Origin of the sequence: Streptomyces sp. NPDC005202 (assembly GCF_040608235.1) — a bacterium.
Classification (GTDB): Bacteria; Actinomycetota; Actinomycetes; order Streptomycetales; family Streptomycetaceae; genus Streptomyces.
In genome coordinates, this window is record NZ_JBEXHW010000012.1 from 96,937 (window position 1) to 117,954 (window position 21,018).

20 protein-coding genes are annotated in these 21,018 nt (G+C 71.8%); 11 read left to right on the forward strand and 9 right to left on the reverse strand.

Features of this window, described 5'->3' with window-relative positions; translation table 11 throughout:
* Nucleotides 1-59 precede the first annotated feature (59 nt).
* Nucleotides 60-893, reverse strand: a complete 834-nt coding sequence (locus ABZV31_RS19610; protein ID WP_355895250.1) for a hypothetical protein — start codon at nt 891-893, stop codon at nt 60-62.
* A 140-nt stretch (nt 894-1,033) separates the two neighbouring features.
* On the opposite strand from ABZV31_RS19610, the gene ABZV31_RS19615 reads away from it, so the two are divergent.
* Together ABZV31_RS19615 and ABZV31_RS19620 are read left to right on the forward strand one after the other, a co-directional pair.
* Nucleotides 1,034-1,771, forward strand: a complete 738-nt coding sequence (locus ABZV31_RS19615; RefSeq protein WP_355895252.1) for a TetR family transcriptional regulator — start codon at nt 1,034-1,036, stop codon at nt 1,769-1,771.
* Nucleotides 1,772-1,928: 157 nt separating this feature from the next.
* Nucleotides 1,929-2,342: a zinc ribbon domain-containing protein gene (locus tag ABZV31_RS19620; protein ID WP_355895420.1), complete on the forward strand. Its 414-nt coding sequence runs from the start codon at nt 1,929-1,931 to the stop codon at nt 2,340-2,342.
* Between the two features lie 31 nt (nt 2,343-2,373).
* Here the strand turns inward: ABZV31_RS19620 and ABZV31_RS19625 are convergent, their stop codons facing one another.
* The gene (locus ABZV31_RS19625) at nt 2,374-3,630 is read right to left on the reverse strand and encodes a glycosyltransferase 87 family protein (RefSeq protein ID WP_355895254.1); all 1,257 of its coding nucleotides are present in this window, start codon (nt 3,628-3,630) and stop codon (nt 2,374-2,376) included.
* A gap of 489 nt (nt 3,631-4,119) precedes the next feature.
* On the opposite strand from ABZV31_RS19625, the gene ABZV31_RS19630 reads away from it, so the two are divergent.
* Nucleotides 4,120-6,900: a hypothetical protein gene (locus ABZV31_RS19630; RefSeq protein ID WP_355895257.1), complete on the forward strand. Its 2,781-nt coding sequence runs from the start codon at nt 4,120-4,122 to the stop codon at nt 6,898-6,900.
* Nucleotides 6,901-6,988: 88 nt separating this feature from the next.
* Here ABZV31_RS19630 and ABZV31_RS19635 read toward each other — a convergent pair whose 3' ends face one another.
* Genes ABZV31_RS19635 through ABZV31_RS19645 form a run of 3 tightly spaced genes read right to left on the reverse strand, consistent with a single transcriptional unit; the run spans nt 6,989 to nt 9,382 of the window.
* Nucleotides 6,989-7,375: a PPOX class F420-dependent oxidoreductase gene (locus tag ABZV31_RS19635; protein ID WP_355895259.1), complete on the reverse strand. Its 387-nt coding sequence runs from the start codon at nt 7,373-7,375 to the stop codon at nt 6,989-6,991.
* A 10-nt stretch (nt 7,376-7,385) separates the two neighbouring features.
* Nucleotides 7,386-8,144, reverse strand: a complete 759-nt coding sequence (locus tag ABZV31_RS19640) for a type 1 glutamine amidotransferase domain-containing protein (protein WP_355895262.1) — start codon at nt 8,142-8,144, stop codon at nt 7,386-7,388.
* Nucleotides 8,145-8,197: 53 nt separating this feature from the next.
* Nucleotides 8,198-9,382 carry an aminotransferase class I/II-fold pyridoxal phosphate-dependent enzyme gene (locus ABZV31_RS19645; protein WP_355895264.1) on the reverse strand — a complete coding sequence of 395 codons (1,185 nt, stop codon included), beginning with the start codon at nt 9,380-9,382 and terminating at the stop codon, nt 8,198-8,200.
* A gap of 58 nt (nt 9,383-9,440) precedes the next feature.
* Between ABZV31_RS19645 and ABZV31_RS19650 the strand changes: the two genes are divergently transcribed.
* Nucleotides 9,441-10,451: a DUF3800 domain-containing protein gene (locus ABZV31_RS19650; protein WP_355895423.1), complete on the forward strand. Its 1,011-nt coding sequence runs from the start codon at nt 9,441-9,443 to the stop codon at nt 10,449-10,451.
* A 142-nt stretch (nt 10,452-10,593) separates the two neighbouring features.
* Nucleotides 10,594-11,973 (forward strand): S1 family peptidase, encoded by a 1,380-nt coding sequence (locus ABZV31_RS19655; RefSeq protein WP_355895266.1) that lies wholly within the window; start codon nt 10,594-10,596, stop codon nt 11,971-11,973.
* 235 nt (nt 11,974-12,208) lie between these two features.
* Here ABZV31_RS19655 and ABZV31_RS19660 read toward each other — a convergent pair whose 3' ends face one another.
* Both ABZV31_RS19660 and ABZV31_RS19665 read right to left on the reverse strand, forming a co-directional pair.
* On the reverse strand, nt 12,209-12,394 hold the full coding sequence (locus ABZV31_RS19660) for a hypothetical protein (protein WP_355895268.1): 186 nt from the start codon (nt 12,392-12,394) through the stop codon (nt 12,209-12,211).
* A gap of 99 nt (nt 12,395-12,493) precedes the next feature.
* Nucleotides 12,494-13,654, reverse strand: coding sequence for an ROK family transcriptional regulator (locus ABZV31_RS19665; RefSeq protein WP_355895271.1), 1,161 nt, complete (start codon nt 13,652-13,654; stop codon nt 12,494-12,496).
* 166 nt (nt 13,655-13,820) lie between these two features.
* On the opposite strand from ABZV31_RS19665, the gene ABZV31_RS19670 reads away from it, so the two are divergent.
* Genes ABZV31_RS19670 through ABZV31_RS19685 form a run of 4 tightly spaced genes read left to right on the forward strand, consistent with a single transcriptional unit; the run spans nt 13,821 to nt 18,299 of the window.
* The gene (locus tag ABZV31_RS19670; RefSeq protein WP_355895273.1) at nt 13,821-14,786 is read left to right on the forward strand and encodes a sugar ABC transporter permease; all 966 of its coding nucleotides are present in this window, start codon (nt 13,821-13,823) and stop codon (nt 14,784-14,786) included.
* A gap of 18 nt (nt 14,787-14,804) precedes the next feature.
* On the forward strand, nt 14,805-15,728 hold the full coding sequence (locus ABZV31_RS19675; RefSeq protein WP_355895275.1) for a carbohydrate ABC transporter permease: 924 nt from the start codon (nt 14,805-14,807) through the stop codon (nt 15,726-15,728).
* Nucleotides 15,729-15,738: 10 nt separating this feature from the next.
* A complete protein-coding gene (locus ABZV31_RS19680; protein ID WP_355895277.1) occupies nt 15,739-17,082 on the forward strand; it encodes a sugar ABC transporter substrate-binding protein in 1,344 nt (447 codons plus the stop codon).
* 14 nt (nt 17,083-17,096) lie between these two features.
* A complete protein-coding gene (locus tag ABZV31_RS19685; RefSeq protein WP_355895426.1) occupies nt 17,097-18,299 on the forward strand; it encodes a Gfo/Idh/MocA family oxidoreductase in 1,203 nt (400 codons plus the stop codon).
* 33 nt (nt 18,300-18,332) lie between these two features.
* Here ABZV31_RS19685 and ABZV31_RS19690 read toward each other — a convergent pair whose 3' ends face one another.
* Nucleotides 18,333-19,028, reverse strand: coding sequence for a L,D-transpeptidase family protein (locus tag ABZV31_RS19690; RefSeq protein ID WP_355895279.1), 696 nt, complete (start codon nt 19,026-19,028; stop codon nt 18,333-18,335).
* Nucleotides 19,029-19,045: 17 nt separating this feature from the next.
* Between ABZV31_RS19690 and ABZV31_RS19695 the strand changes: the two genes are divergently transcribed.
* Nucleotides 19,046-19,480, forward strand: coding sequence for a LysR substrate-binding domain-containing protein (locus ABZV31_RS19695; RefSeq protein WP_355895281.1), 435 nt, complete (start codon nt 19,046-19,048; stop codon nt 19,478-19,480).
* A 151-nt stretch (nt 19,481-19,631) separates the two neighbouring features.
* Here the strand turns inward: ABZV31_RS19695 and ABZV31_RS19700 are convergent, their stop codons facing one another.
* A complete protein-coding gene (locus ABZV31_RS19700; protein WP_355895283.1) occupies nt 19,632-20,429 on the reverse strand; it encodes an SDR family NAD(P)-dependent oxidoreductase in 798 nt (265 codons plus the stop codon).
* A gap of 50 nt (nt 20,430-20,479) precedes the next feature.
* Between ABZV31_RS19700 and ABZV31_RS19705 the strand changes: the two genes are divergently transcribed.
* Nucleotides 20,480-21,016 carry a hypothetical protein gene (locus tag ABZV31_RS19705; protein ID WP_355895286.1) on the forward strand — a complete coding sequence of 179 codons (537 nt, stop codon included), beginning with the start codon at nt 20,480-20,482 and terminating at the stop codon, nt 21,014-21,016.
* The last annotated feature ends 2 nt before the right edge of the window (nt 21,017-21,018 follow it).

Here is a 21,018-nt window from a genome sequence, read left to right on the forward strand (position 1 = left end):
ACGGGCCCATCCCCAAGGAGTGATACGTGTCTGCCGCCTCGCGGGTTCACGCCCGGCGTTCAGTTCGCCGCGGCGAGAAAGCGGCGCAGGGAGGCCTTCAGGGCGGCGACGAAGGCGTCCCTGCGCGTGTCGTCGACGGCGTCCAGGGACAGGTACGGGTTGAGGTCCTCCAGTTCGACCAGCAGCAGCTCGCCGTCCGGGGCACGGCAGGCGTCGACCCGCTGGATGCCGTGCTCGAGGGCGTTCCAGTCGATGAAGCGCCGGGCGAACTCCAGGTCGTCGCGGGTGGGTTCGTACGGCTCCAGGTGCCAGCGCCGCTCCGGGTCCGGGGCGTACAGGGCGTACTGGAGGTCGCGGTCGACGAAGTAGAACGAGACCTCGTAGGTGAAGTCGATGTGCGGCTGGACGAGGACGGTGCCGTCCATCAGGCCGGGCAGCCGCTCGGCGGAGACGGTCTGCAGCCCGATGGAGTCGGCGCCGAGCTTCGGCTTGACCACGTACCGGTCCGCTGCGGGCAGGCGGTGCAGGTCCTCCGGGCGGTCGACGGTGGGAATGACCGGGTGTCCGGCGGCGGTGAGGTCGAGGAGGTACTGCTTGCCGGCCATGTCCGCCTTGCCGGTGAGCGGGTTGTACACCCGTACCCCGCTGCCGAGTGCCCGCGCCCGGAAGGCGTCGTACTCGGCCCGGTACTCCAGGACGGGTCCGCTGTTGCGGACGACGACGGCGTCGAAGGCGTCCATCAGCGCGGCCGCCTCCTTCGGATGGCACAGGGCCAGGGTGAAGTCCTCGCGCAGGCGGGCGGTCAGGTGGATGTCCTCGTCGCAGTAGCGGCGCCCGCGTGCGCGGTACGCCAGGTCGGTGACGTACAGGAGGCGGGGACGGGCGGGCGGCATGCGGGGCTCCTGGGGCGTGGTGTCCGGCGCGGGCGAAGAAAGGTTACTTCGCCTGGCCGGGAGCCTCCCGCGTGCACTCAGTTCCCTCCGATCGCTGCACTGAGTGCCATCGACGCTGGTCGGATGCTACGTTCCCGTCCATGAGCTCGAGCAGCGCGGCATCCCGTCGCGGTGAGAAGACGGACACGGCGACCGGGAAGCCGCCCATGCGGGACGCCCTGGTGGCGGCGGCGTTCCAGCTGTTCCTGGAGCGGGGATACGAGCAGACCACCGTGGACGACATCGTGGCGCTCGCCGGGGTCGGGCGGCGGTCGTTCTTCCGTTACTTCCCGTCGAAGGAGGACGTGGTCTTCCCCGACCACGAGCGGTGCCTGGCCGACATGACGGCCTTCCTCGCCGCCGGCACCGACGAGGACGAGCCCGTGCAGCGGGTCTGCGACGCGGCCCGGCTGGTGCTGCGGATGTACGCCGAGAACCCGACGTTCTCCGTGCAGCGCTACCGGCTCACCAAGAGGGTGCCCGGACTGCGGGCGTACGAGTTGTCGGTGGTGTGGCGCTACGAGCGCGCCCTCGCCGAGTACCTGCGCCGCCGCTTCGCCGGGCGGCGTGACGGGACCCTCCAGGCCGACGTGATCGCGGCCGCCGTGGTCGCCGCGCACAACAACGCCCTGCGCTCCTGGTTGCGTTCGGACGGACAGGGCGACGCGAGCGCCGCGGTGGACCATGCGCTGGGGTACGTGCAGGCCGCCTTCGGCCACTCCCCCGCGACCCCCGACGACCGGCAGCCGGAGGAGGACGTGGTCGTGATCGTGTCGCGGCGCGGGGCTCCCCTGTGGCGGGTCGTGCAGGAGATCGAGACGGCCCTCGACCGGGCCTGACCCTCGGTTACGGAAATTGAGGGTACGGAGTGCCTTTACGTATGGCACTGAGTGCCATACGCTGTCGGCGTGCACGGTGGCACGGTGAACCGCGCACATGCGTGCACGGATGACCCGCGCACGCGGGATTCCGGCCGAGCGCAGGGAGTTGACCAGCGTGTACCACCCCTCAGGAAACGTCGCTCATCCGGCAGCCGGCTCCGCGACGGGCCTCCTCGAGCCCGAGACCCGCGGCCCGGAAGCCCTGTACTTCCAGCGCTGCACCTGGTGCGGCACCGCCATGTACCACCGGCTGCTGTGTCCCGTCTGCCGGGGCAGCGACCTCAGGACGGAGCGCAGCGAGGGCACCGGCACGGTCCGCCACTCCACGGTGGTGCACCGCAACACCCCCGCCGCGCGCAACGTGTCGCTGATCGAGATGGCGGAGGGCTTCATCGTGCGGGGCCGGGTCATGGGCCCGCTCATCGGCATCCACAGCGGCGACCGGGTCCGGCTGTCCACCGCCAAGGATCCGGTGCGGGGCGAGCCGGTCTTCCAGCTGCTGGACGAGCCGTACCGCGCCTGGAGCTGACAGCCCGTCAATCCCGGCCCGGGCGTGGGCCTTACGGCAACCAGGACCTGTCCGCCCGGTGGAGTGACCGCACGTCGTCGGGTTCGGCCGTGCGCGGGTGCTGCCCAGGTCCGGTGGCGAGGGCGAGGAAGGTCAGCACCGCGCATACGGCGTAGGCGGATCCGGGCCAGGCGAGCGCTGCCGGATACGGGCTGGTCCGCGCCAGGTGGTCCTCCGCGCGGATCAGGAGCGGAACGAGGCGCGCGCCTGTCACGAGGGCCCAGGCCGCGAGCGTGACGCGGCTGAGCAGTGCCTGCCGGTGGGGACCGTGGGCCAGCCAGATCATGGCGGGCAGGCACCAGATCCAGTGATGGCTCCACGAGACGGGACACATCAGCAGCCCGTACAGCTCGGCGGTGACGAGGACCCCGAGCAGGTCCTGTCGCCGCGCGGCACTCCACAGCGCGCAGACGGCCGACAGCGTCACCAGGGCGACGACCGTCCACCATGCCGCTGAGACACCGACGTCAGGGCCCAGCAGCCTGCTGAGTGCTCCGCGCAGGGACTGGTTGCGCACGGACCACACCGGGCCGATGCGCTGCGTGTCCGTCACGAGGGTCGACCAGTAGCGTGCCGACTCGCCCGGGGCGATGCACCAGGCCACCGCCGTGGCTGCGCCGGCGGCGGCGCCGGCCCAGGCCGCTGCCCGCCACTGCCGGGTCGCCAGCAGATACAGTCCGCCGATGGCCGGGGTCAGTTTCACCGCCGCCGCAAGCCCCACGGCCGCACCCCGGCTCGCCGCCGTGCGGGGCACCGCCAGGCCGCCGAGGACGACAGCGCCCAGCAGCAGGTTGACCTGGCCCTGGTCGAGGGTGTGGCGCACGGGTTCCAGCCACAACCCGGCGGCGGCCCAGAGCAGGGCGTGTGCCCTGCCACGGCCGCAGCCCACGGGCAGGAGCCGGATAGCGCAGCCGCTGATGACGAGCAGGGCCGCCACGGAGGCGACCTGCCACACCACGACCACCGCCGCCCAGGGAAGACGCGACAGCGGAAGGAACACCAGCGCCGCGAAGGGCGGGTAGGTGAACGGCAGCAGGGGAATGGGCGGACCGGTGTGCACCGCGTAGTCGTACAGGCCGCCGGAGAGCACGTGCGGAGAGGCTCCGCGGTAGACGCGCAGGTCCAACGGCTCGGGCGGATGCAGGCCGACAGCCAGCGCATGCAGCGCCAGGGAGGCGGCCAGACACCAGCCGGCGTGGGCGACGAGCCACTGCCCGAGCGTCCGGCTCCTGGCCCAGATCCCCTTCACCCGCACCCGCCCCGTCCCGTCCGCAGCGCCCACAGCCTAGCCCGGGGCGTGCCGCACGGGACTGCTGCCACGCCGAGAACGGACCGCCGGCGCGCCGTTCTCACCCGTTCCACACGCCGGGGACGAGGTCCCGCACGCGCACCGGACTCCCCGCCCCGAAGCTCCGGTTGGCAGCCAGGCCACAGCGAGGGCCGGCGGGCCGGCGCGTTCGGTCGCCGGTCTGCGTGCACCGCGCCGCCGGGCGATGTCAGCCGGGTCTGCGGCAGCTGCCGGCGGCTCTCGGCCTCCGGTTTCCCGGCGGCCGGCGCTGCCGTTGACCCTGACCCGGTGGCCCTCCACGGGGAGTAACCGGTTGGCGTGATCGCGTCGTTGGACACCGGCCGCTCCCCCTTCACAGGCAACCCACACCCTTCACACCCCGTCCTCCGGAAGGCGAGAGGCCCCCGGGACGGACGGGGCGCCTGAGCATCTGGTTTCAAGGAGGAACCATTGATCCGTGCCCGGCGAATAGGGGTGACCGCCGTGGCGGTGCTCGCCATGGCGGGGGCGGCGCCGGTGTCGGCGCAGGCCCAACAGCCGCCCGGCGTCCGGCCGTTCACGGCGGCAGCCGACAGCGACGGCGGGCTCCCGCCGGGCTGGCGGATCACCGGGGAGGGGGCCGCCCGGCAGTTGGAGTGGCGGTCGGACACGCCGGTGCCCATGGGGGACGCCCGCGTCGAGTTCTACGCGGGCGAGCGACCGCTCGGGCGGCCGCAGCAGGCGAGGGACGGGCGGACGTTCCGCCTGGATCTGGGCCGCACGCGGGCGACTGACCTGAAGGGTCTTCAAGTGCGCGCGTCCGGGCGGCGCCTGGACGCGCGGGGCGCGACGGCCCGACCGCACGACCGGAACTCCGTGGCCGCGGCGCAGCCGCCCGCACCGCTCCCGGCGGGCAGCATCGACCCGGGCAAGCCGGGCTCGTACCGCACCGCCACCGGCGAGTACACCCTCAACTCGGTCCGGTTGCCCGGCTTTTCGGCACCGGTCGAGATGCGCGCCGTGGTGGTTGCGCCGCAGGGCGCCACCGGCCGCCGTCCGCTCGCGCTGTTCCTGCACGGCCGCCACGCCACCTGCTACAAGCCGCACGGCGACATCACCGGCGACTGGCCCTGCCCGGCCGGTACGCAGCCCGTCCCGAGCTACCGGGGCTATCTGCAGGACCAGCAGCTCCTGGCGTCGCAGGGCTACGTGACGGTGTCCATCTCGGCCAACGGCATCAACGGCCAGGACTGGGCGGCCGAGGACGGTGGCGCTCAGGCCCGCTCGTCGCTGGTGCGGCTGCACCTCGCCCGCTGGGCCGACTGGGCAGCCCACCCGGCCTCGGCACCGGACGTCGTCCGCCACGCACCGAAGGCCGATCTGTCGCGCGTCCTGCTGGTCGGGCACTCGCGCGGCGGCGAGGGCGTGAACCGCGCAGCCTTGGACAGCCTCTACCCGCCGGCCGCCGACCAGGACGGCTACCACGGCCCGGCCCGCTGGCACATCAGCGGCACCGTCCTCATCGGTCCGACGATCTTCGGCCAGAATCCGGTCGGCGACGTGCCGTCGGCGACGATCCTGCCGGGCTGCGACGGCGACGTCTCCGACCTGCAGGGCGAGGTGTACGTCGACGGCACCCGCTCAGTCAGCCGCGGCACCGCCCTGCACAGCGCCGTGTACGTCGTCGGCGCCGACCACAACTTCTTCAACACCGAGTGGACGCCGGGCAAGGCGCAGGCGCCCGCCGAGGACGACTTCTGGGACGACCCGGAGCACCGGGACCCGGTGTGCTCGCCGGGCACCAGGACCCGGCTGACCGCCGACCAGCAGCACAGGGCCGGCGCCACCTACATCGCCGCGGCGGCCCGGCTGTTCGTCGCCGGGGACGACCGGGTGCGCCCGCTGCTCGACGGCTCGGGCTTCCGGGCCCCCTCGGCGGATCCCGCGCGGGTGCTCACCCACGCCGTCGGCGCCAGGCGCACCGGCGGTTTCCTGCCGGACGGGCCGGTCTCCGTGACCGGCGGCCGGCTGTGCTCCGCGGTGGATCCGAGCCCGTCCGTCGCCTGCCTCGGCTCCGGCACCGTCGGTGTCTCGCCGCACTTCGCGCAGTGGGAGACCGACCGGGAGACCGGCCGCCGTGCGGTGGCGCTGCGCTGGTCCGCCGCGGGGTCCGCGGTGCGGGTGCGGCCCGCCGCGCCGGTCTCGCTCGACGGCGCCAAGGACCTGGCACTGCGTGTGATCGTGCCGCCGAACACCTCCGGCACGCGACTGGACGTGTCCCTCGCCGACGCCTCCGGCCACAGGGCGACGCTCGGCCGCGTCCGGGTCGACGGTCTGCCGGGCACCGAGCGCACCGCCACCTACTGGGCGCGCGAGCTGCGCGTACCCCTCACCGCCGCCACCCGCACCGGTCTCGACCTGCGCCGCATCACGACGCTGGAGCTGACCCCGCGCACCCGCTCGGGCCGCGCCTGGCTGATGGACGCCTGGGGCTGGCGCCCCGGCGCCCCGGCGGTCCGGGCGGCCGCGCTGCCGCGCGTCGACATCGGCCGCCTGACGGTCAAGGAGGGCGACTCGGGCGTCCGCACCTACCGGGTGCCGGTGCGGGTGTCCGGTCACGGCAGCGGCCAGGTGCGGCTGTACGTCGTCGACCCGGTGACGGGCAAGGCCCGGGACCGGCTGGTGACGGTGCGGCCGGGCGGCCCGGACATCGACGTGTCGGTGGAGGTCAAGGGCAACACGCGCTACGGCCAGGACGTGCCGCACGCCGTGCTGGTGAAGGCGGTCCACACCTCGGTGACCGGCTCGTACCGGGGCGGGGTGACCGTGGAGAACGACGACCCGAGGCCCACAGTCACCGTGACGCCGCTCGCCGACCGGGTCACCGAGGGGCAGCCTCTGAAGTGGCGGGTGAACCTGTCCGCGGCCGCCGACACGGACATGTCGGCGCTGTTCGCCGTAAGGCCGGTCACCGGCGGTCCGGAGCTGTCCACGAAGGACGTCGACGCGCAGTGGCTCCGGGAGAACTCCGGTGCGTCGCCCGACCCGGAGCGGCCCCTGTCCAAGGTGGAGAACCTCTACCTGTGGACGTCCGTCCCGGCGGGCGAACTGAACACCGAGGTGACCCTGCCCACGGTCAAGGACCAGGTCAGGGAGCGGGCCGAGGCGGTCCGCTTCCAGTTGGCCGACGACTCCGGTGAGGTGCAGGACGGCGGGCCGGTGCTGACCGGCACGGTGCTCGACGCGTCGTAGCCGGTCCGGGGACAGGGTGTCGGCCGCGCGGCGCTGTGCACACAGCCGCGCGGCCGGCTGCCGGATTCCGGCGGCCCCGGAAGAACCGTCAGGGCGTCGGGGTCACCCGGATGCCGACGGTTCCCTGCTCGCCCCGGCGCAGCCGGCTGCCGAGCAGGGTGAGGCGGCCGATCACGCCGTACTTGCGGGCGATGAGACCGCGGTAGCGGGCGGTGGTGGCCGTGTCGCAGATCTCCGCGGTCGCCGGGACCTGGTCGCCGGTCGGGTTGCCGCGCAGGTCGCACGGGCCGACGAGGATGTCGGCGCGGTTGCGGATCCGCTTGACCTTCCAGGAGTCGGCGGCCGTCCACACGCCGAGCGCGTCGCCGTCCCGGACCACCCATACGGGAGTGGCGACCGGGGTGCCGTTCTTGCGGTAGCTGGTGATCAGCACGTACTTGCCGGCCCCGAGCCGCTCCACGAGGGTGTCGTCCATGCGCGGCAGTCTAGGCCGACGTCTGCGACGTGAGGAGCTGCAGGAAGCGGCGCGCGAAGAGGTACGCGTCTCCCGGCCAGCGCGCCGACACATAGGTGCCGTCCTGGACGACGAACGCGTGGGTGTCGTCGTCCGCGGTGCCGCGCCGGGTGAGCACGCGGGGGCCGCGTTCGAACTGCGTGCCCGGGTCGTCGAGGGCGGACCGCACCTCGTCCTCCACGTAGGCCGGGTAGGTGCGGTAGTAGCGGCCCAGTCGCCAGGCGGTCGTCAAGTAGGCCGTGCGCTCCATGTACTTGGGCAGGCAGGTGGTCCGCCGGCCGGCCAGCACGCTGCGGCCCGTGGCCGGGTCCTGGGCGCGGGCGAGGACCAGCACGCCGTGGCAGATCGCGCCGACCGGCCGCCCGAGCGCCCAGAAGCGGGCGACCTGGCGCTGCAGTTCCGGCGAGCCGAGGTACTGGCGCATGCCGGGTGCGTGTCCGCCCGGCAGGAGCAGCCCGTCGAACGATGCGACGTCCAGGTCCGCCCAGGCGGCCGTGGCGGTGAACTCCGGTGCGCCGGTGAGCTGTTCGTAGCACCGCTTGGGCTCGTCCTCGGCACCGAGCTGCCCGAGGATCACGCCCGTCAGCAGGCGCGGGTCGGCCGCGGGCCGGGTGCCGGCCCGTTCCGTGGCGAAGACGACCTCGTGCCCGGCGTCCGTGAGCAGCCGCCAGGGCACGGCGACCTCCGTGACGTCGAAGTCCCGGTCGGGGAGCGGCATCAGCACACGCATGGGCCCATCATGACACCCGCGTCACGTGTCCATGACAGTGCCTCGGGTCCGGCTCACCCGACGGCGGCCGCCATGCGCCGTACCCCCTCCGCGACCAGCTCCGGCGACGTCGCCAGGTTCAGGCGTGCGTGTCCGGCGCCGCCGGTGCCGAAGGGGGTGCCGGAGCTGAGCGCCACCCGCCCCCGGTCGAGAAAGACCTGGGCCGGATCGTCGCCGAGGCCGAGGGCGCGGCAGTCCAGCCAGGCGAGATACGTGGCCTGTCCGGGGCGGTAGGAGATCGCGGGGAGGTGTTCGGCCAGCAGGTCGGCAAGCAGCCGGCGGTTGTCGTCGAGGCCGGCCAGCAGCGCGTCCAACCAGCCGGTGCCGTCACGCAGCGCGGCGGTGTGGGCGATGACGCCGACGTGGCTCGGGCCGTCGGCGACCTCCTCCGGCAGCCGGGCGAGGTCGGCGGCGGCCGCGGGACCCGCGATGGCGAGTGCTGCCTTGATTCCGGCCAGGTTCCAGCCCTTGGTCGCCGACATCAGCGACAGGCCGTTCTCCCCGCCCGGCACGCTCAGGTACGGCACGAACAGCACGCCGCCGGCGAGGAGCGGCGCATGGATCTCGTCGGCCACGACGCGCACGCCGTAGCGGTCGGCCAGGGCGGCGACGGCGGCCAGTTCGTCGGCGGTGTGCACCGTGCCGGTCGGGTTCTGCGGGCTGCACAGCAGGTAGGCGGCCCGCCGGCCGCCCGCGACGGCCTGCTGGAACGCCTCCGCCAGCGTGCCGCGGTCGAGGCGCAGATCCGCGCCAAGCGGGGCTTGCAGGACGCGCCGGTCCATGTGCTCCACGAACTCGAAGAACGGCGGATACACCGGCGTACTGACCACCACCGGATCCCCGGGCCCGGTCACCAGCTTGAGCATCTCGACGACGCCCGTCATCACGTCGGGCACGATCGCGGTGCGCTCCACGGCGAGCCCGTCCCAGCCCCACCGCTTGTGCGCGAAGGCGGCCAGCGCCTCGGCGTAGGCGGTGCCGGTGCAGTAACCGGTGTCCCCGAGCGCGAGCGCGTCCGTGACCGCACGGACGACCGGCCCGGCCAGCGGCACATCCATTTCGGCCACCCACAGCGGCAGGACGTCGGCCGGGTAGGCGCGCCATTTCCTGCTCGTCCGGCGTCGGAGGTCTTCGAGGGTGAGGACGCGCAGGGGATTGGGGGCGGGTTCACCGGACGTGTCGTGCGGGATCCTCTTCATGGAGCACAAGATAGGGGGCTGTGGCGTGACGTGGAATCACATGGACGGGGCGCGGCGAATGGCGGACGGCGGTTTTCCGGAAGTCGCCTGCGACGAGTCGGGGTCGGACGGCGAGAATCTCACCAGCGGGAACACCGACGTCTTCGCGCACGCCAGTGTGCGGCTGTCCCTGGCATCCGCCGCCGGGTGCGTGCAGGAGATTCGGGACCGGATCCGCTCACCCGCGGAGGAGTACAAGGCCACGCATCTGCTGCGGGAGAAACACCGGGCAGTGCTGGAATGGCTGCTCTCCCCGTCGGGTCCGCTGTACGGGCACGCCCATGCGGACCTCACCGAGAAGGCGTTCTTCGTCGTGGACCGGGCGCTCGACCTGCTGCTCGGCGACTCGGCCGAGGCGGTCACCCTCCTGCGTGCGGGGCGGGGGACCTTCGGGCCGGAGCGGTGGAGGCAATTCCTGGAGGCGGCCAACCAATTGCTGCGGGCCAGGAACAACGGGGAGCCGGCCGCGCCGGTGGACGACTTCTTCCGCGCGGTCGAAGCCCTGCAGGAGGTGAACTCCCGTGCGGACGTCACGGAGATTCTGGGACGGCTCGCCGAGGCCCGTTCACGCGCCGATTCCTTTCGGGCGCGGATGCCGGCCGGTCCGGCTCTGATTCCCGTACTCAATCCGCTGCTTCCCGCGATTCTGCGGACGGCCGCCCATTGGAGCGCGGACGGGCAACCCGTGCGGCTCGTGCACGACCAGCAGAACATGCTCACTCCCGAACGCATCGCCTGGATCGTGCGCACGGCCCGGCGGGACGGGATCGGGCTGGGCGGACTGGACCTCGTCGACTCGCGCCGGGACCCACGGGTGCAGCTCGCCGACTTCCTCGCCGGCATCGCCCGCAAGATCGCCTCCGACGAGCTGAACCGGCGCGGCGATCCGGGCCTCACCGCACTGCTGCGGCCCTACGTCGGCCCGACCTCCGTCTGGGGCGACGCACCGAGCTGGGCGCGCCTCGCGCCGTCCCCGGACGGCACCGCCCCCGACCCGCAGACCAACCCGGCGGCACGAGCCACCTGTTGACCAGGCGGGTCCCAGGTGAGTCCCGAGAAGATCACCCGCACGCTGAACACGGCCGGGCCGCGCCACGTATGGAGGAAGGGCGCTCGACGACCGGAGGGCCCCGCGGTGTGGAGACCGCGTGTTCGGGGTTCGGGAGCCATGCATGAGGCACGCACGACGACGGGTCGTCCGGCGAGTGACACGGCTGACGGCCGTGGCGGGACTCCTTCTGGGCGGAGCGATGGTCACCCAGGCGGCGATGGCCAGTGAGACACCCGGCGCGTCCGCCGTCCCGCGCAGCTCCGCGCAGTCGGCCGCCGCCACCGGCGCCGGCCTGGTGTCACGGCTCGGCACCTCCCGTACGGCGGGCAACTGGATCGGCGCCGACGGGCGCCCGGTCGTGGCGGTCACCGACGACAAGGCGGCGGCCGAGGTGCGGCGGGCGGGCGCCGAGGCGAAGGTCGTGCGGCACAGCATGGACGAGCTGAAGTCGGCGACGGCGACGCTGCGCGCGGCGCCCCGGGTGGCGGGCACGGCGTGGGCGGTGGACTACCGGACGAACCGGGTGATCGTCGAGGCCGACAGCACCGTCTCCGCCGACGACTGGTCCCGGATGACCAAGGTCGCCGACGGCATCGGCAGTTTCGTGCGGATGGAGCGCACCAAGAGCACGTTCACCACCCGCCTCAACGGGGCGCAGCCGATCCTGTCGACCGGAGGACGGTGCTCTGCGGGCTTCAACGTGACCAACGGGCAGAGCGACTTCATCCTCACCGCCGGGCACTGCGGACCCACCGGTTCGATCTGGTTCGCCGACAACCAGGGGACGCAGCAGCTGGGCAGGACGGTCAGCAGCTCCTTCCCGAGCAACGACTTCTCGCTGGTGCAGTACGCCTCCGGCCGCGCCGGCGACGGCGCCGACGTCGTGGCGATCGGCGGCGGCAAGGGTGTGCGGATCACGGGCGTGAGCGATCCGGTCGTGGGGCAGCGGGTGTTCCGCAGCGGCAGCACGAGCGGTCTCCACGACGGCCAGGTGACCGCGCTGAACGCGACCGTGAACTATCCCGAGGGCACCGTCACCGGGCTGGTCCAGACCACGGTGTGCGCCGAACCGGGCGACAGCGGCGGCCCGCTGTTCTCCGAGGGAATCGCACTGGGGGTGACCTCGGGCGGCAGCGGCGACTGCACCACGGGCGGTACGACGTTCTTCCAGCCGGTGACCAAGGCGTTGTCCGCACTCGGCGTGAAGCTGATCGTGTCGGCGCAGCAGGCCGGCGGGCAGAGTGCCGCGCCCTCCCCCGCCCCGTCCTCGGCCACCCACAGCGCGATCGCGCCCGGCACCGCCTCGCCCGGGTCGTCGGCGCCGGTGAAGGGCGGCACGGAGGGCTCGACGCTGCTGTCCCGGCTCTCGGACCCCCGCACCATCGGCCCCGGTCTCCTGGTCATCGCGGGCAGTCTGATCGCGCTGGTCGCCACCCGGTGGATCCGCGCGGAGCAGGACCGCAAGGCCTATCGCCGCTATTACTCCGCCACTTGGGGCTGAGCCAGTCCCCTTCGGGTCGCCGGCACGGTGGTCATGCCGGCGTCAGCAGCACGGTGGCGGCCGCCGCGCCCGCCAGGCCCACCGCCTGCCGCCTGCCGCCGGGTGACCCGCTCGTGCAGCACGGCCGGCCCCCGGACGGCGGGAAGAGCCGGGTACAGGGAGGCGAGGACGACGGCGACCGCGAGCATCTGCCGCCGGGTCGCCCCGGGACGGTGGTCCGATGTCCGGCGGTGACTCAGGCCGCCCTGACCGGGTGCGGAGCGGCCGCGGCCCACTCCATCACGAGCCGCTGGTATTCCTCGCGCTGCTCGGTGGTCAGTGTCCCGCCCGACCGGAGCCACAGGGCCCGGATCTCCTCGTTGACCTCCGCGGCCGATCGCTCGGAGGCGGCTTCAACAGTGGTGGACATGCTGTGAAGCATATGCCGATCGACGTGAAGGCATGGTGAGTAAGTACGAGCGATACAGGCATTTCGGACCGTGTTGCTCATCACGCCAATACGGAAGGACGAAGAGGGAGTTCACCCTTCAGCGGTACCGAGCACCAGTACCTGGATCGCCAACACGGCGGCCCCGCGTGCCCAGTCGTGGAAGTCGGAGACCTTGACCTCCAGATCGACCGGGGCGGCCAGCGGGTGCCGGTGGGCGCGGAGGGTCTCCCCCACCGTGTTTCCCGCCACATCCATCAGCCCGACCCCCTCTCCCGCGAGCAGGATCTTCTGCGGCATCGCGAAGTTGGAGATCTGGGCGACCAGGGTACCCAGGGCCCGGGCCGCCTCGTCGACGACGCGGGACGCCATGGGCTCGCCCGCCGCGGCGAGGGCGAGGACCTCCTCGTACGTCACCTCGCGGCCGGTGGCGGCCTGGATCTGGTAGCGGATGCTGGGGATGGTCAGCAGCGAGACGGCACTGCCGCGCTCACCGAAGGGGGTGAGCGGCCCGTAGGGGTTGAGGATCCAGTGCCGCCCGAAGCCGCGGTCCTCCTCGGCACAGGGCACCCGCTTGCCGCCCAGCACCAGCCCGTAGCCGATGCCCGCGCCGATGGTGAGCACGACGAACCGGTCGAGCCCGCGGCCGGCGCCGAACCAGGTCTCGGCCTCCACCAGGGCGGCGACGTCGTTCTCGACGACCACGGGCAGCCCGGTGCGCTGCTGCACGAGGTCCGCCAGTGGGACGTCGCGCCACAGCAGGAACGGCGACTCCCCGACCACGGCGCGGTCCTGCACGAGGCCGCCCACGCCGATGCCGATGCCCGCGAGCGAGGGGAACTCCTCCGTCAGCTCACTGGTCATCTCGGCCAGCAGGTCCGCCACCTGCTCGGGGTCGTGGGTGGCAAGCGGCCGGTCGAGCCGCGCGACGATCTCGCTGCGCAGCGTGGTGACGACGCCGTAGACCATGTCCTCGGTGACCTTGAAGCCGAGGAAGGAGCGGGACTCGGCGACGACGTCGAGCGGCTGCGAGGGGCGCCCCTGACGCCCCTCCGCCGGGGCGCCCGCCTCGGGGACCTCCACCAGCAGACCCGACTCGATCAGCGGCTTGGTCAGCCGGGTGAGGCTGCCCGCGGACAGGTTCAGCCGCCGTGCGAGCTCGCTGCGCGAGAGCGGACCGTGAACGAGCACCTCGATCGCCACGGAGCGTTCGCCGGGGCTCAGCGGCAGCCAGCTGGCAGCAACGGTCGTCACGACGCTCAGACCCCCAAGATTTCTTTCACCATGGAATCAACACGGCCACTGTAGAGCCGGAACTTGCCGCGAGAAAAGGTCGATGCACGACCCTTGACGGCTTGATTGTTCCGCATCAAAAGTAAGTGGCCCGAGGACGAGCCGCCGCAGACGAGGGAGTCTCCCGATGACCATCGCCTCCAGCAGCCCTCCGTCGCGTCTGCCGCTGAGCGGCGCCGAGGGGGCCGGGACCAAGCCGAGAACCGCCGGGGCGCGCACCCGTGCGACGCGGGGGGACGGTCCGCTCGCGGCCGTCTTCCTCGCCCCGGCCCTGCTGGGCTTTCTGGTCTTCCTGCTCTGGCCCACGCTACGGGGCATCTGTCTCAGCTTCACCCGCTTCAACCTGCTCACCCCCGCGCGGTGGGCGGGCCTCGACAACTACGTGCGGATGGTGCACGACCCCATCTTCTGGGACTCCCTGAAGGTCACCGTCGAGTACGTCGTCATCAACATCGGGGTGCAGACGGTCTCGGCCCTCGCCATCGCGGTGCTGCTCCAGCGGCTGACGCGGTCGGCGGTGCTGCGCGGAATCGTCCTGACGCCATATCTGATGTCGAACGTGGTCGCCGGCATCGTCTGGCTCTGGATCCTCGACACCCAGCTCGGCATCGGCAACCAGATCATCTCCGCGCTCGGCTTCGACCGCATTCCCTTCCTCGCCGACGACAAGTGGGCGATCCCGACGATCGCCCTGATCAACGTGTGGCGGCACGTCGGCTACACCGCGCTGCTGCTCTTCGCCGGACTGCAGGCCATCCCGGACGACATGTACGAGGCCGCGAAGGTGGACGGCGCGAGCGAGTGGCGGATGTTCTGGCGGATCACACTGCCGCTGCTGCGGCCGGTCCTCGCGGTCGTCCTGATCATGACGGTGATCGGTTCGTTCCAGGTGTTCGACACGGTCGCCGTGACGACCGGAGGCGGCCCGGCGAACGCGACCAACGTGCTCCAGTACTACATCTACCAATCGGCCTTCGGCCGCTTCCAGTTCGGCTACGCGTCCGCGATGTCCGTGGCCCTACTGGTCGTGCTGAGCGCGATCACCGTCGTCCAGTACCGGCTCACCCGGGCCGGCCGGACCGACCTCGGCTGACGGAGGGGAGCGATCGACATGGCTGCCGTGGCAACGACAACGACAACGACAACCGTACGGCGCGTCCGGCGTCCTTCCCCCGGCCGGATCGTGGCCTGGGCGGTGATGGGGGTGATCGTGCTCGTCACCCTCCTGCCCTTCTACTGGATCCTGCGCACCGCGCTGTCCGGCAACGCCGGGCTCAACGCCCACCCGACCGACCCGCTGCCCGTGGACCTCACCGGCAACGGCTTCGCGCGGGCCCTGGGGCTCGAGTCCGCCAAGGAGGCGATCGCCCAGGGCGGTGCGGGCGGCGGACTGAAGTTCTGGCGCTATCTGCTCAACTCGGTGATCGTCTCGACGCTGATCACCGTCTGCCAGATCTTCTTTTCCGCTATGGCCGCGTACGCCTTCGCGCGGCTGCGCTGGCGCGGCCGCGACAAGGTCTTCGGGCTGTTCCTCGCGGGCCTGATGGTGCCGGCCATCTTCACGCTGCTGCCGAACTTCGTGCTCATCAAGCAACTCGGCCTGGTCGACACGCTCTTGGGCATCGCGCTGCCGACGATGTTCATGACGCCGTTCGCGGTGTTCTTCCTGCGCCAGTTCTTCATGAACGTGCCCCGGGAGGTCGAGGAGGCCGCCCTGCTCGACGGCGCCGGGAAGGTGCGGGTCTTCTTCCGGGTGCTGCTGCCGATGGCGTCCACCCCGATCCTCACGCTGGCCGTGCTGACGTACATCACGTCCTGGAACGACTACTTCTGGCCGCTGATGGTGTCCTACAGCGACAGCTCGCGCGTGCTCACCGTCGCGCTGGCCGTCTTCCGGGCGCAGACCCCGCAGTCCGGCGTCGACTGGTCGGGCCTCATGGCGGCCACCCTCATCGCCGCGCTGCCGATGCTGGTGCTCTTCGGGTTCTGCGCGCGACGCATCGTCAGCTCCATCAGCTTCACCGGGATCAAGTAGGGGGACCTGGATGCGACTTCACACGCGACTGGCGGCAGCCCTCGCGCTCGGACTGGTGGCCCTCACCGGCTGCGCCAAGGGCGGTACGGCGGGCTCGGCGGCGAACACCGTGACGTACTGGCTGTGGGACGCCAACCAGCTGCCCGCCTACCAGGCCTGCGCCAAGGACTTCGAGAAGGAGAACCCCGGACTGCACGTCAAGATCACCCAGTTGGGCTGGGACGACTACTGGACCAAGCTCACCGCGAGCTTCATCGCGGGCACCCAGCCGGACGTGTTCACCGACCACATCCAGAAGTTCGGCCAGTTCGCCGACCTGAAGGTGCTCGAGCCGCTCGACGACCTGGGCATCGACCCTGCCGCCTACCAGAAGGGGCTGGCCGACAACTGGATCGGCCAGGACGGCCACCGCTACGGCGCCCCGAAGGACTGGGACACCGTCGCCCTCTTCTACAACAAGAAGATGGCCAAAGCCGCCGACCTGGCCGCGGACCGACTCAACGACCTCTCCTGGAACCCGAAGGACGGCGGCACCTTCGAGAAGGCCATCGCCCACCTCACCCTCGACGCCCACGGCAAGCGGGGCGACGAACCGGGCTTCGACAAGCACCACGTCAAGGTGTACGGCCTCGCCACCAACGGCGGCGGCGACGCCGACGGGCAGACCCAGTGGAGCACCTTCACCGGCTCCGCGGGCTGGACCTACACCGACAAGAAGCGGTGGGGCAGGAAGTACCAGTACGACAGCAGGACCTTCCAGTCGGTGATCAAGTGGTACTTCGGGCTGGCGAAGAAGGGCTACATGGCCCCCTTCACCGACTACAACTCCCAGTCCAACCAGGCGAACACGCAGGTGGCGGCGGGCAAGGCCGCGGCGGCCTTCGACGGGGCGTGGATGATCTCGACATACCACGGCTTCAAGGGGATGGACATCGGCGCCGCCGTCACACCCGTCGGTCCCACCGGCCAGCGGGCCACGATGATGAACGGCCTCGCCGACTCGGTCACCAAGCACGCCCGCAACAAGCAGGGCGCGCTGAAGTGGGTGAAGTACCTGTCCTCCAACGCCTGCCAGAAGACCGTCGGCAGCTACGGGATCGTCTTCCCGGCCACGCCCGACGGCACGAAGGCGGCCGTGGCGGCGTACGAGAAGAAGGGCATCGACGTCACGGCCTTCACCCGGCCGGTCGCCGACAAGAAGCACTTCACGACCTTCTCCTACCCGATCACGAACTACGCGGCGGACGTGTTCGCGCTCATGCACCCCGCCATGCAGGACCTCTACGCCAACGACGCGCCGGTGAGCGGCCTCGACAAGACCAACAGCCAGATCAACCTGATCCTCTCCCAGTGAAGGGCATCCATTTCATGACGTTCTCGATCGGCATCGTCGGCGCCGGCCAGTTCTCCGGCCAGTTCGCCACGCTGTTCCAGGCCCACCCCGGCGTCGGCGACGTCCACGTCACCGACCTGCTGCCCGAACGGGCCGAGCAGCTCGCCGCCGCCCAGGGCCTCGCGGGCACCTTCCCGTCGTACGAGGCCATGCTGGAGTCGAAGGCCGTCGACGCGGTCGCGATCTTCACGCAGCGCTGGACGCACGGGCCCCTGGTGCTCCAGGGCCTGAACGCCGGCAAACACGTGTACTCCGCGGTCCCCATGGCGATCACCACCGAGGAGATCGCCGCGATCATCGACGCGGTCAAGGCGACCGGCCTGACGTACATGATGGGCGAGACCAGCCAGTACAACCCGGCGACCGTCCACGCCCGCAACCAGATCGCCGCGGGCGCGTTCGGTCGGCTCTTCTACGCCGAGGGCGACTACGTCCACGACATGGACCTCGGCTTCTACGACGCCTACCGCTACAGCGGCGGCGAGAACTGGAAGGCGACCGCCAGCTATCCCCCGCTGCTGTACCCGACGCACTCGGTGGGCGGGGTGCTGGGCGCGTGGCAGACGCATGCGGTGAGCGTGTCGGCGATCGGTGTCGTCGACGAGCGCGGGGACGGCGTGTTCGACAAGGAGGTCAGCCAGTTCGGCAACGACTTCTCCAATGCCACCGCGCTGTTCGAGGTCGCGGGCGGCGGCTCGTTCCGCACGAACGAGTTCCGGCGGGTCGGCTACCCCTCGCACATACGGGAGTCGCGGTTCCGGTTCTTCGGTACGGAGGCGAGCATGGAGCAGCTCGCCACCGTGGCCCTGTGGCAGGACAAGAAGGGCGTGCAGGACATCACGGAGCTGCTGGAGCCCAAGCCGACCATGGCCCCCGACGACCCCTCGCTGCAGCACATCGCCCCGGAGCTGCGGGCCGCCTTCACCTCCGGCTCGGCTCCGGTGCACGACCGCTCGCGGCTGCCGCGCGAGTTCGACCACCTGCACAACGGGCACGAGGGCAGCCACCACTTCCTGGTGGACGACTTCGTGACCGCGGTCAACACCCGCACCCTGCCGTCCGTGAACGCCTGGGTGGCGGCCCGCTACACCCTGCCGGGCATCGTCGCGCACGAGTCCGCGCGGCAGGGCGGAGTGCGGCTGGAGATCCCCGACTTCGGGGACGCGCCCGAGGCGTGACGTCCCGGTGCTTCAGCGGCCGGGTGCCTGTGCTCAGGTGCCCGGCTTGCGCCCGTAGACGAAGACGTCGTCGCCCTTCTTCAGCAGCGACCAGTACTTCTTGGCGTCCTTCGTCGTCATGTTGACGCAGCCGTGCGAGCCCGGCGGGTTCCACATGCTGACGCCGACCGCGTGGAAGGCCTGGCCGCCGTCGAAGAACTGGCTGTAGGGCATGGGCACGTTGTAGATCGTCGAGACGTGGTCGATGTGCCGCCAGTAGATCTTCTTCAGGCCGGTGCGGGTCTCGTACCCGTCGCGGCCGGTGCGCACCGGCACGGGCCCGTAGACCAGTCGGCTGCCGTCCTGGATCCAGCTGAGCTGAAGCGTGAGGTTGACGCAGGCGATGCGGCCCTTGTTGACCGGGCACCTGCCGTCCTTGTTGGGCTTGTTCCCGACGGCCTTCTGCTTGTTCATCAGGTCCATCACACCCCAGGTGACGGGACCGGCGTACCCGATGGCGGGCGTGATGCCGTGCTTGTTCTGGAAGGCCTGGACGGCCTTGCAGTCGGCAGACGACTGACGGCCATCGACCGGGCGGCCCAGGAACTTCTCCACCTGCTTCTGGTACGGCCCGGTCTGCGTCGTGCAGCTCGCGGCCTGCGCCGGCACGGCTCCGAGCGCCAGCGTGAGCGGCGCCACCAGTCCCGTGACGCCCGGTGCGACGGCTCCCCGTCTGCGTATGTCCCTCATATCGTGATTCCCCCTTCGTGCGGTCCCGCGCTCTCCGACAGCTAGACCACGACCGGGGGACGTCGGTTGTAGAGCCGGTCAGGCTGAGACGAAACGGTGACACCATCCGCTCCTCGAGGCGTACGGCGACCGCACGTCCGTCGCGTTCGTTCGAAGCGGCGGCACCGGAGACGCTCCTGCGGCTCGCCGCGCAGGGGCTCGGCGCCGCCGTGGTGCCGCAGCCTCAGGCCGGAGCGGATCTGCGGACGCTCCGGGTCGACCATGCCCGGGCGCGCGACCGGATTACCCTGGCGTGGCGGACGGACGGGCCTGCCGGACCGGCGGCGAAGGCGCCGACCGGCGGCGAAGGCGCCCCTGCGGCGACTGCGGCGAGCCCTGGGGCCCGCAGCCGCCGGGAGTTCTCCGGGGAGGCGTTCCTGACCCCGCCCGTGTACGACGGGTGCCGGCGCTGAGCGCAGCGTTCAGCACATGGCGTACGTCCAAGGCGGATGCGGAGCGGGTGCTCGCCGCCCTCGCCGCGGCAGTGTTCCTGACGGTGGCGGGTCGTCGGCTGGTGGTACGGCGTCCTCAGGCGTCCGTCCGCCCCCGGGCCGCCGCGTGGACTCAGGCCTCCGTCCGCCCTCGAACCGCCGCGTGGAACCCGGTGTTGACCGCGGTGAGGCCGCCGTCGACGGTGAGTGTGGTGCCGGTGATCCAGGCCGCGTCGCGGGAGGCGAGGAAGGCGACGGCGGCCGCGATGTCCTCCGGTTCCCCGACACGGCCGAGGGGGTACAGCTCGCGCAGCGCGGCGAGTTCGGCGTCGCGTCCCTCCCACGCCGAGGTGCGCACCGTGCCCGGCATCACCAGGTTGACGCGGACCCCGCGGGCGGCGGCGTGCCCGGCGAGGGTGCGGGTGAGGGAGGCGAGGGCCGCCTTCGCGGCGCTGTAGGCGTGGTTGCCGAAGTCCTGGACGCCGTTGACGGACCCGATGCTGACGATCGCGCCCCGGCCGGAGGCCGCCAGGTGCGGCAGGGCGGCGCGGCAGCAGCGGTAGGCGCCGGTCAGGGTGACGTCGAGGTCGCGGGCCCAGACCTCGTCCGGGCCGTCCTCGAAGAGCGGGGTGTCGGGCGTGCAGCAGGCCGCGCTGTTGACCAGGACGTCGAGCGAGCCGAAGGTGCGGGCGGCGTGCGCCACGGCCGCCTCGACCGAGGCCCGGTCCGCCACGTCACAGGCGTACGCCTCCGCCATGAGCCCTTCGTCCCGCAGGCCCGCCGCCGTCTTCTCCGCCTCGGCCGCGTCCACGTCGGTCACCAGGACCCGCGCCCCCTCCTCGGCCAGCCTGCGGGCGGTGGCCGCACCGATGCCGCGGGCGGCACCGGTGATGAGAACCCCGTGTCCGTCGAAGCGTCTTGTGTCCGTCATGGACGGGAACCTACTGCCGGAACGATCACCTGGGCAGATAGCGTGCGCGCATGTCCGCGTTCATACAGCAACTCCCCGCGCTCATCGGCGTCGTGATCGGCGCGCTCGGCTCGTACCTGGCGGCCGTGCGGGGTGACCGGGCCCGGTTCCGCCGGGAGCAGGCGGCGCGTTGGGAGGAGCGGCGGCTCGCGGTGTACGCCGACTACGCCCGGGCGCTGAAGAAGACGGTCACGCTGACGTACCGGGTGGCCTCCCACCTCGGCAACGACCCGCATCCGCATCCCCTGTCCCTCCAGGAGGCCGAGCCGCTGCTGGCCGAGGCGACCATCGCCCGGGACCCGTCGGGGGAGGCGCTGATCATGCTGGGCAGTCCGGAGGTGGTGGAGAAGGCCCGCGTGTGGGTCGTCTCAGTGATGGAGATGGAGCGGTTCCTGCGGGAGGGGCGGCAGGAGCCGGAGGCCTGGCAGGCGCTGCTGGAGCAGCAGCGCGCCGCACGGGAGGGCTACTACGCGGCCGTCCGGACGGACCTGGCGCTGCCGCCGGGCCATGGGGCGCGCTGGCCGCTGCCGCCGGTGCCGCAGGCATGAGG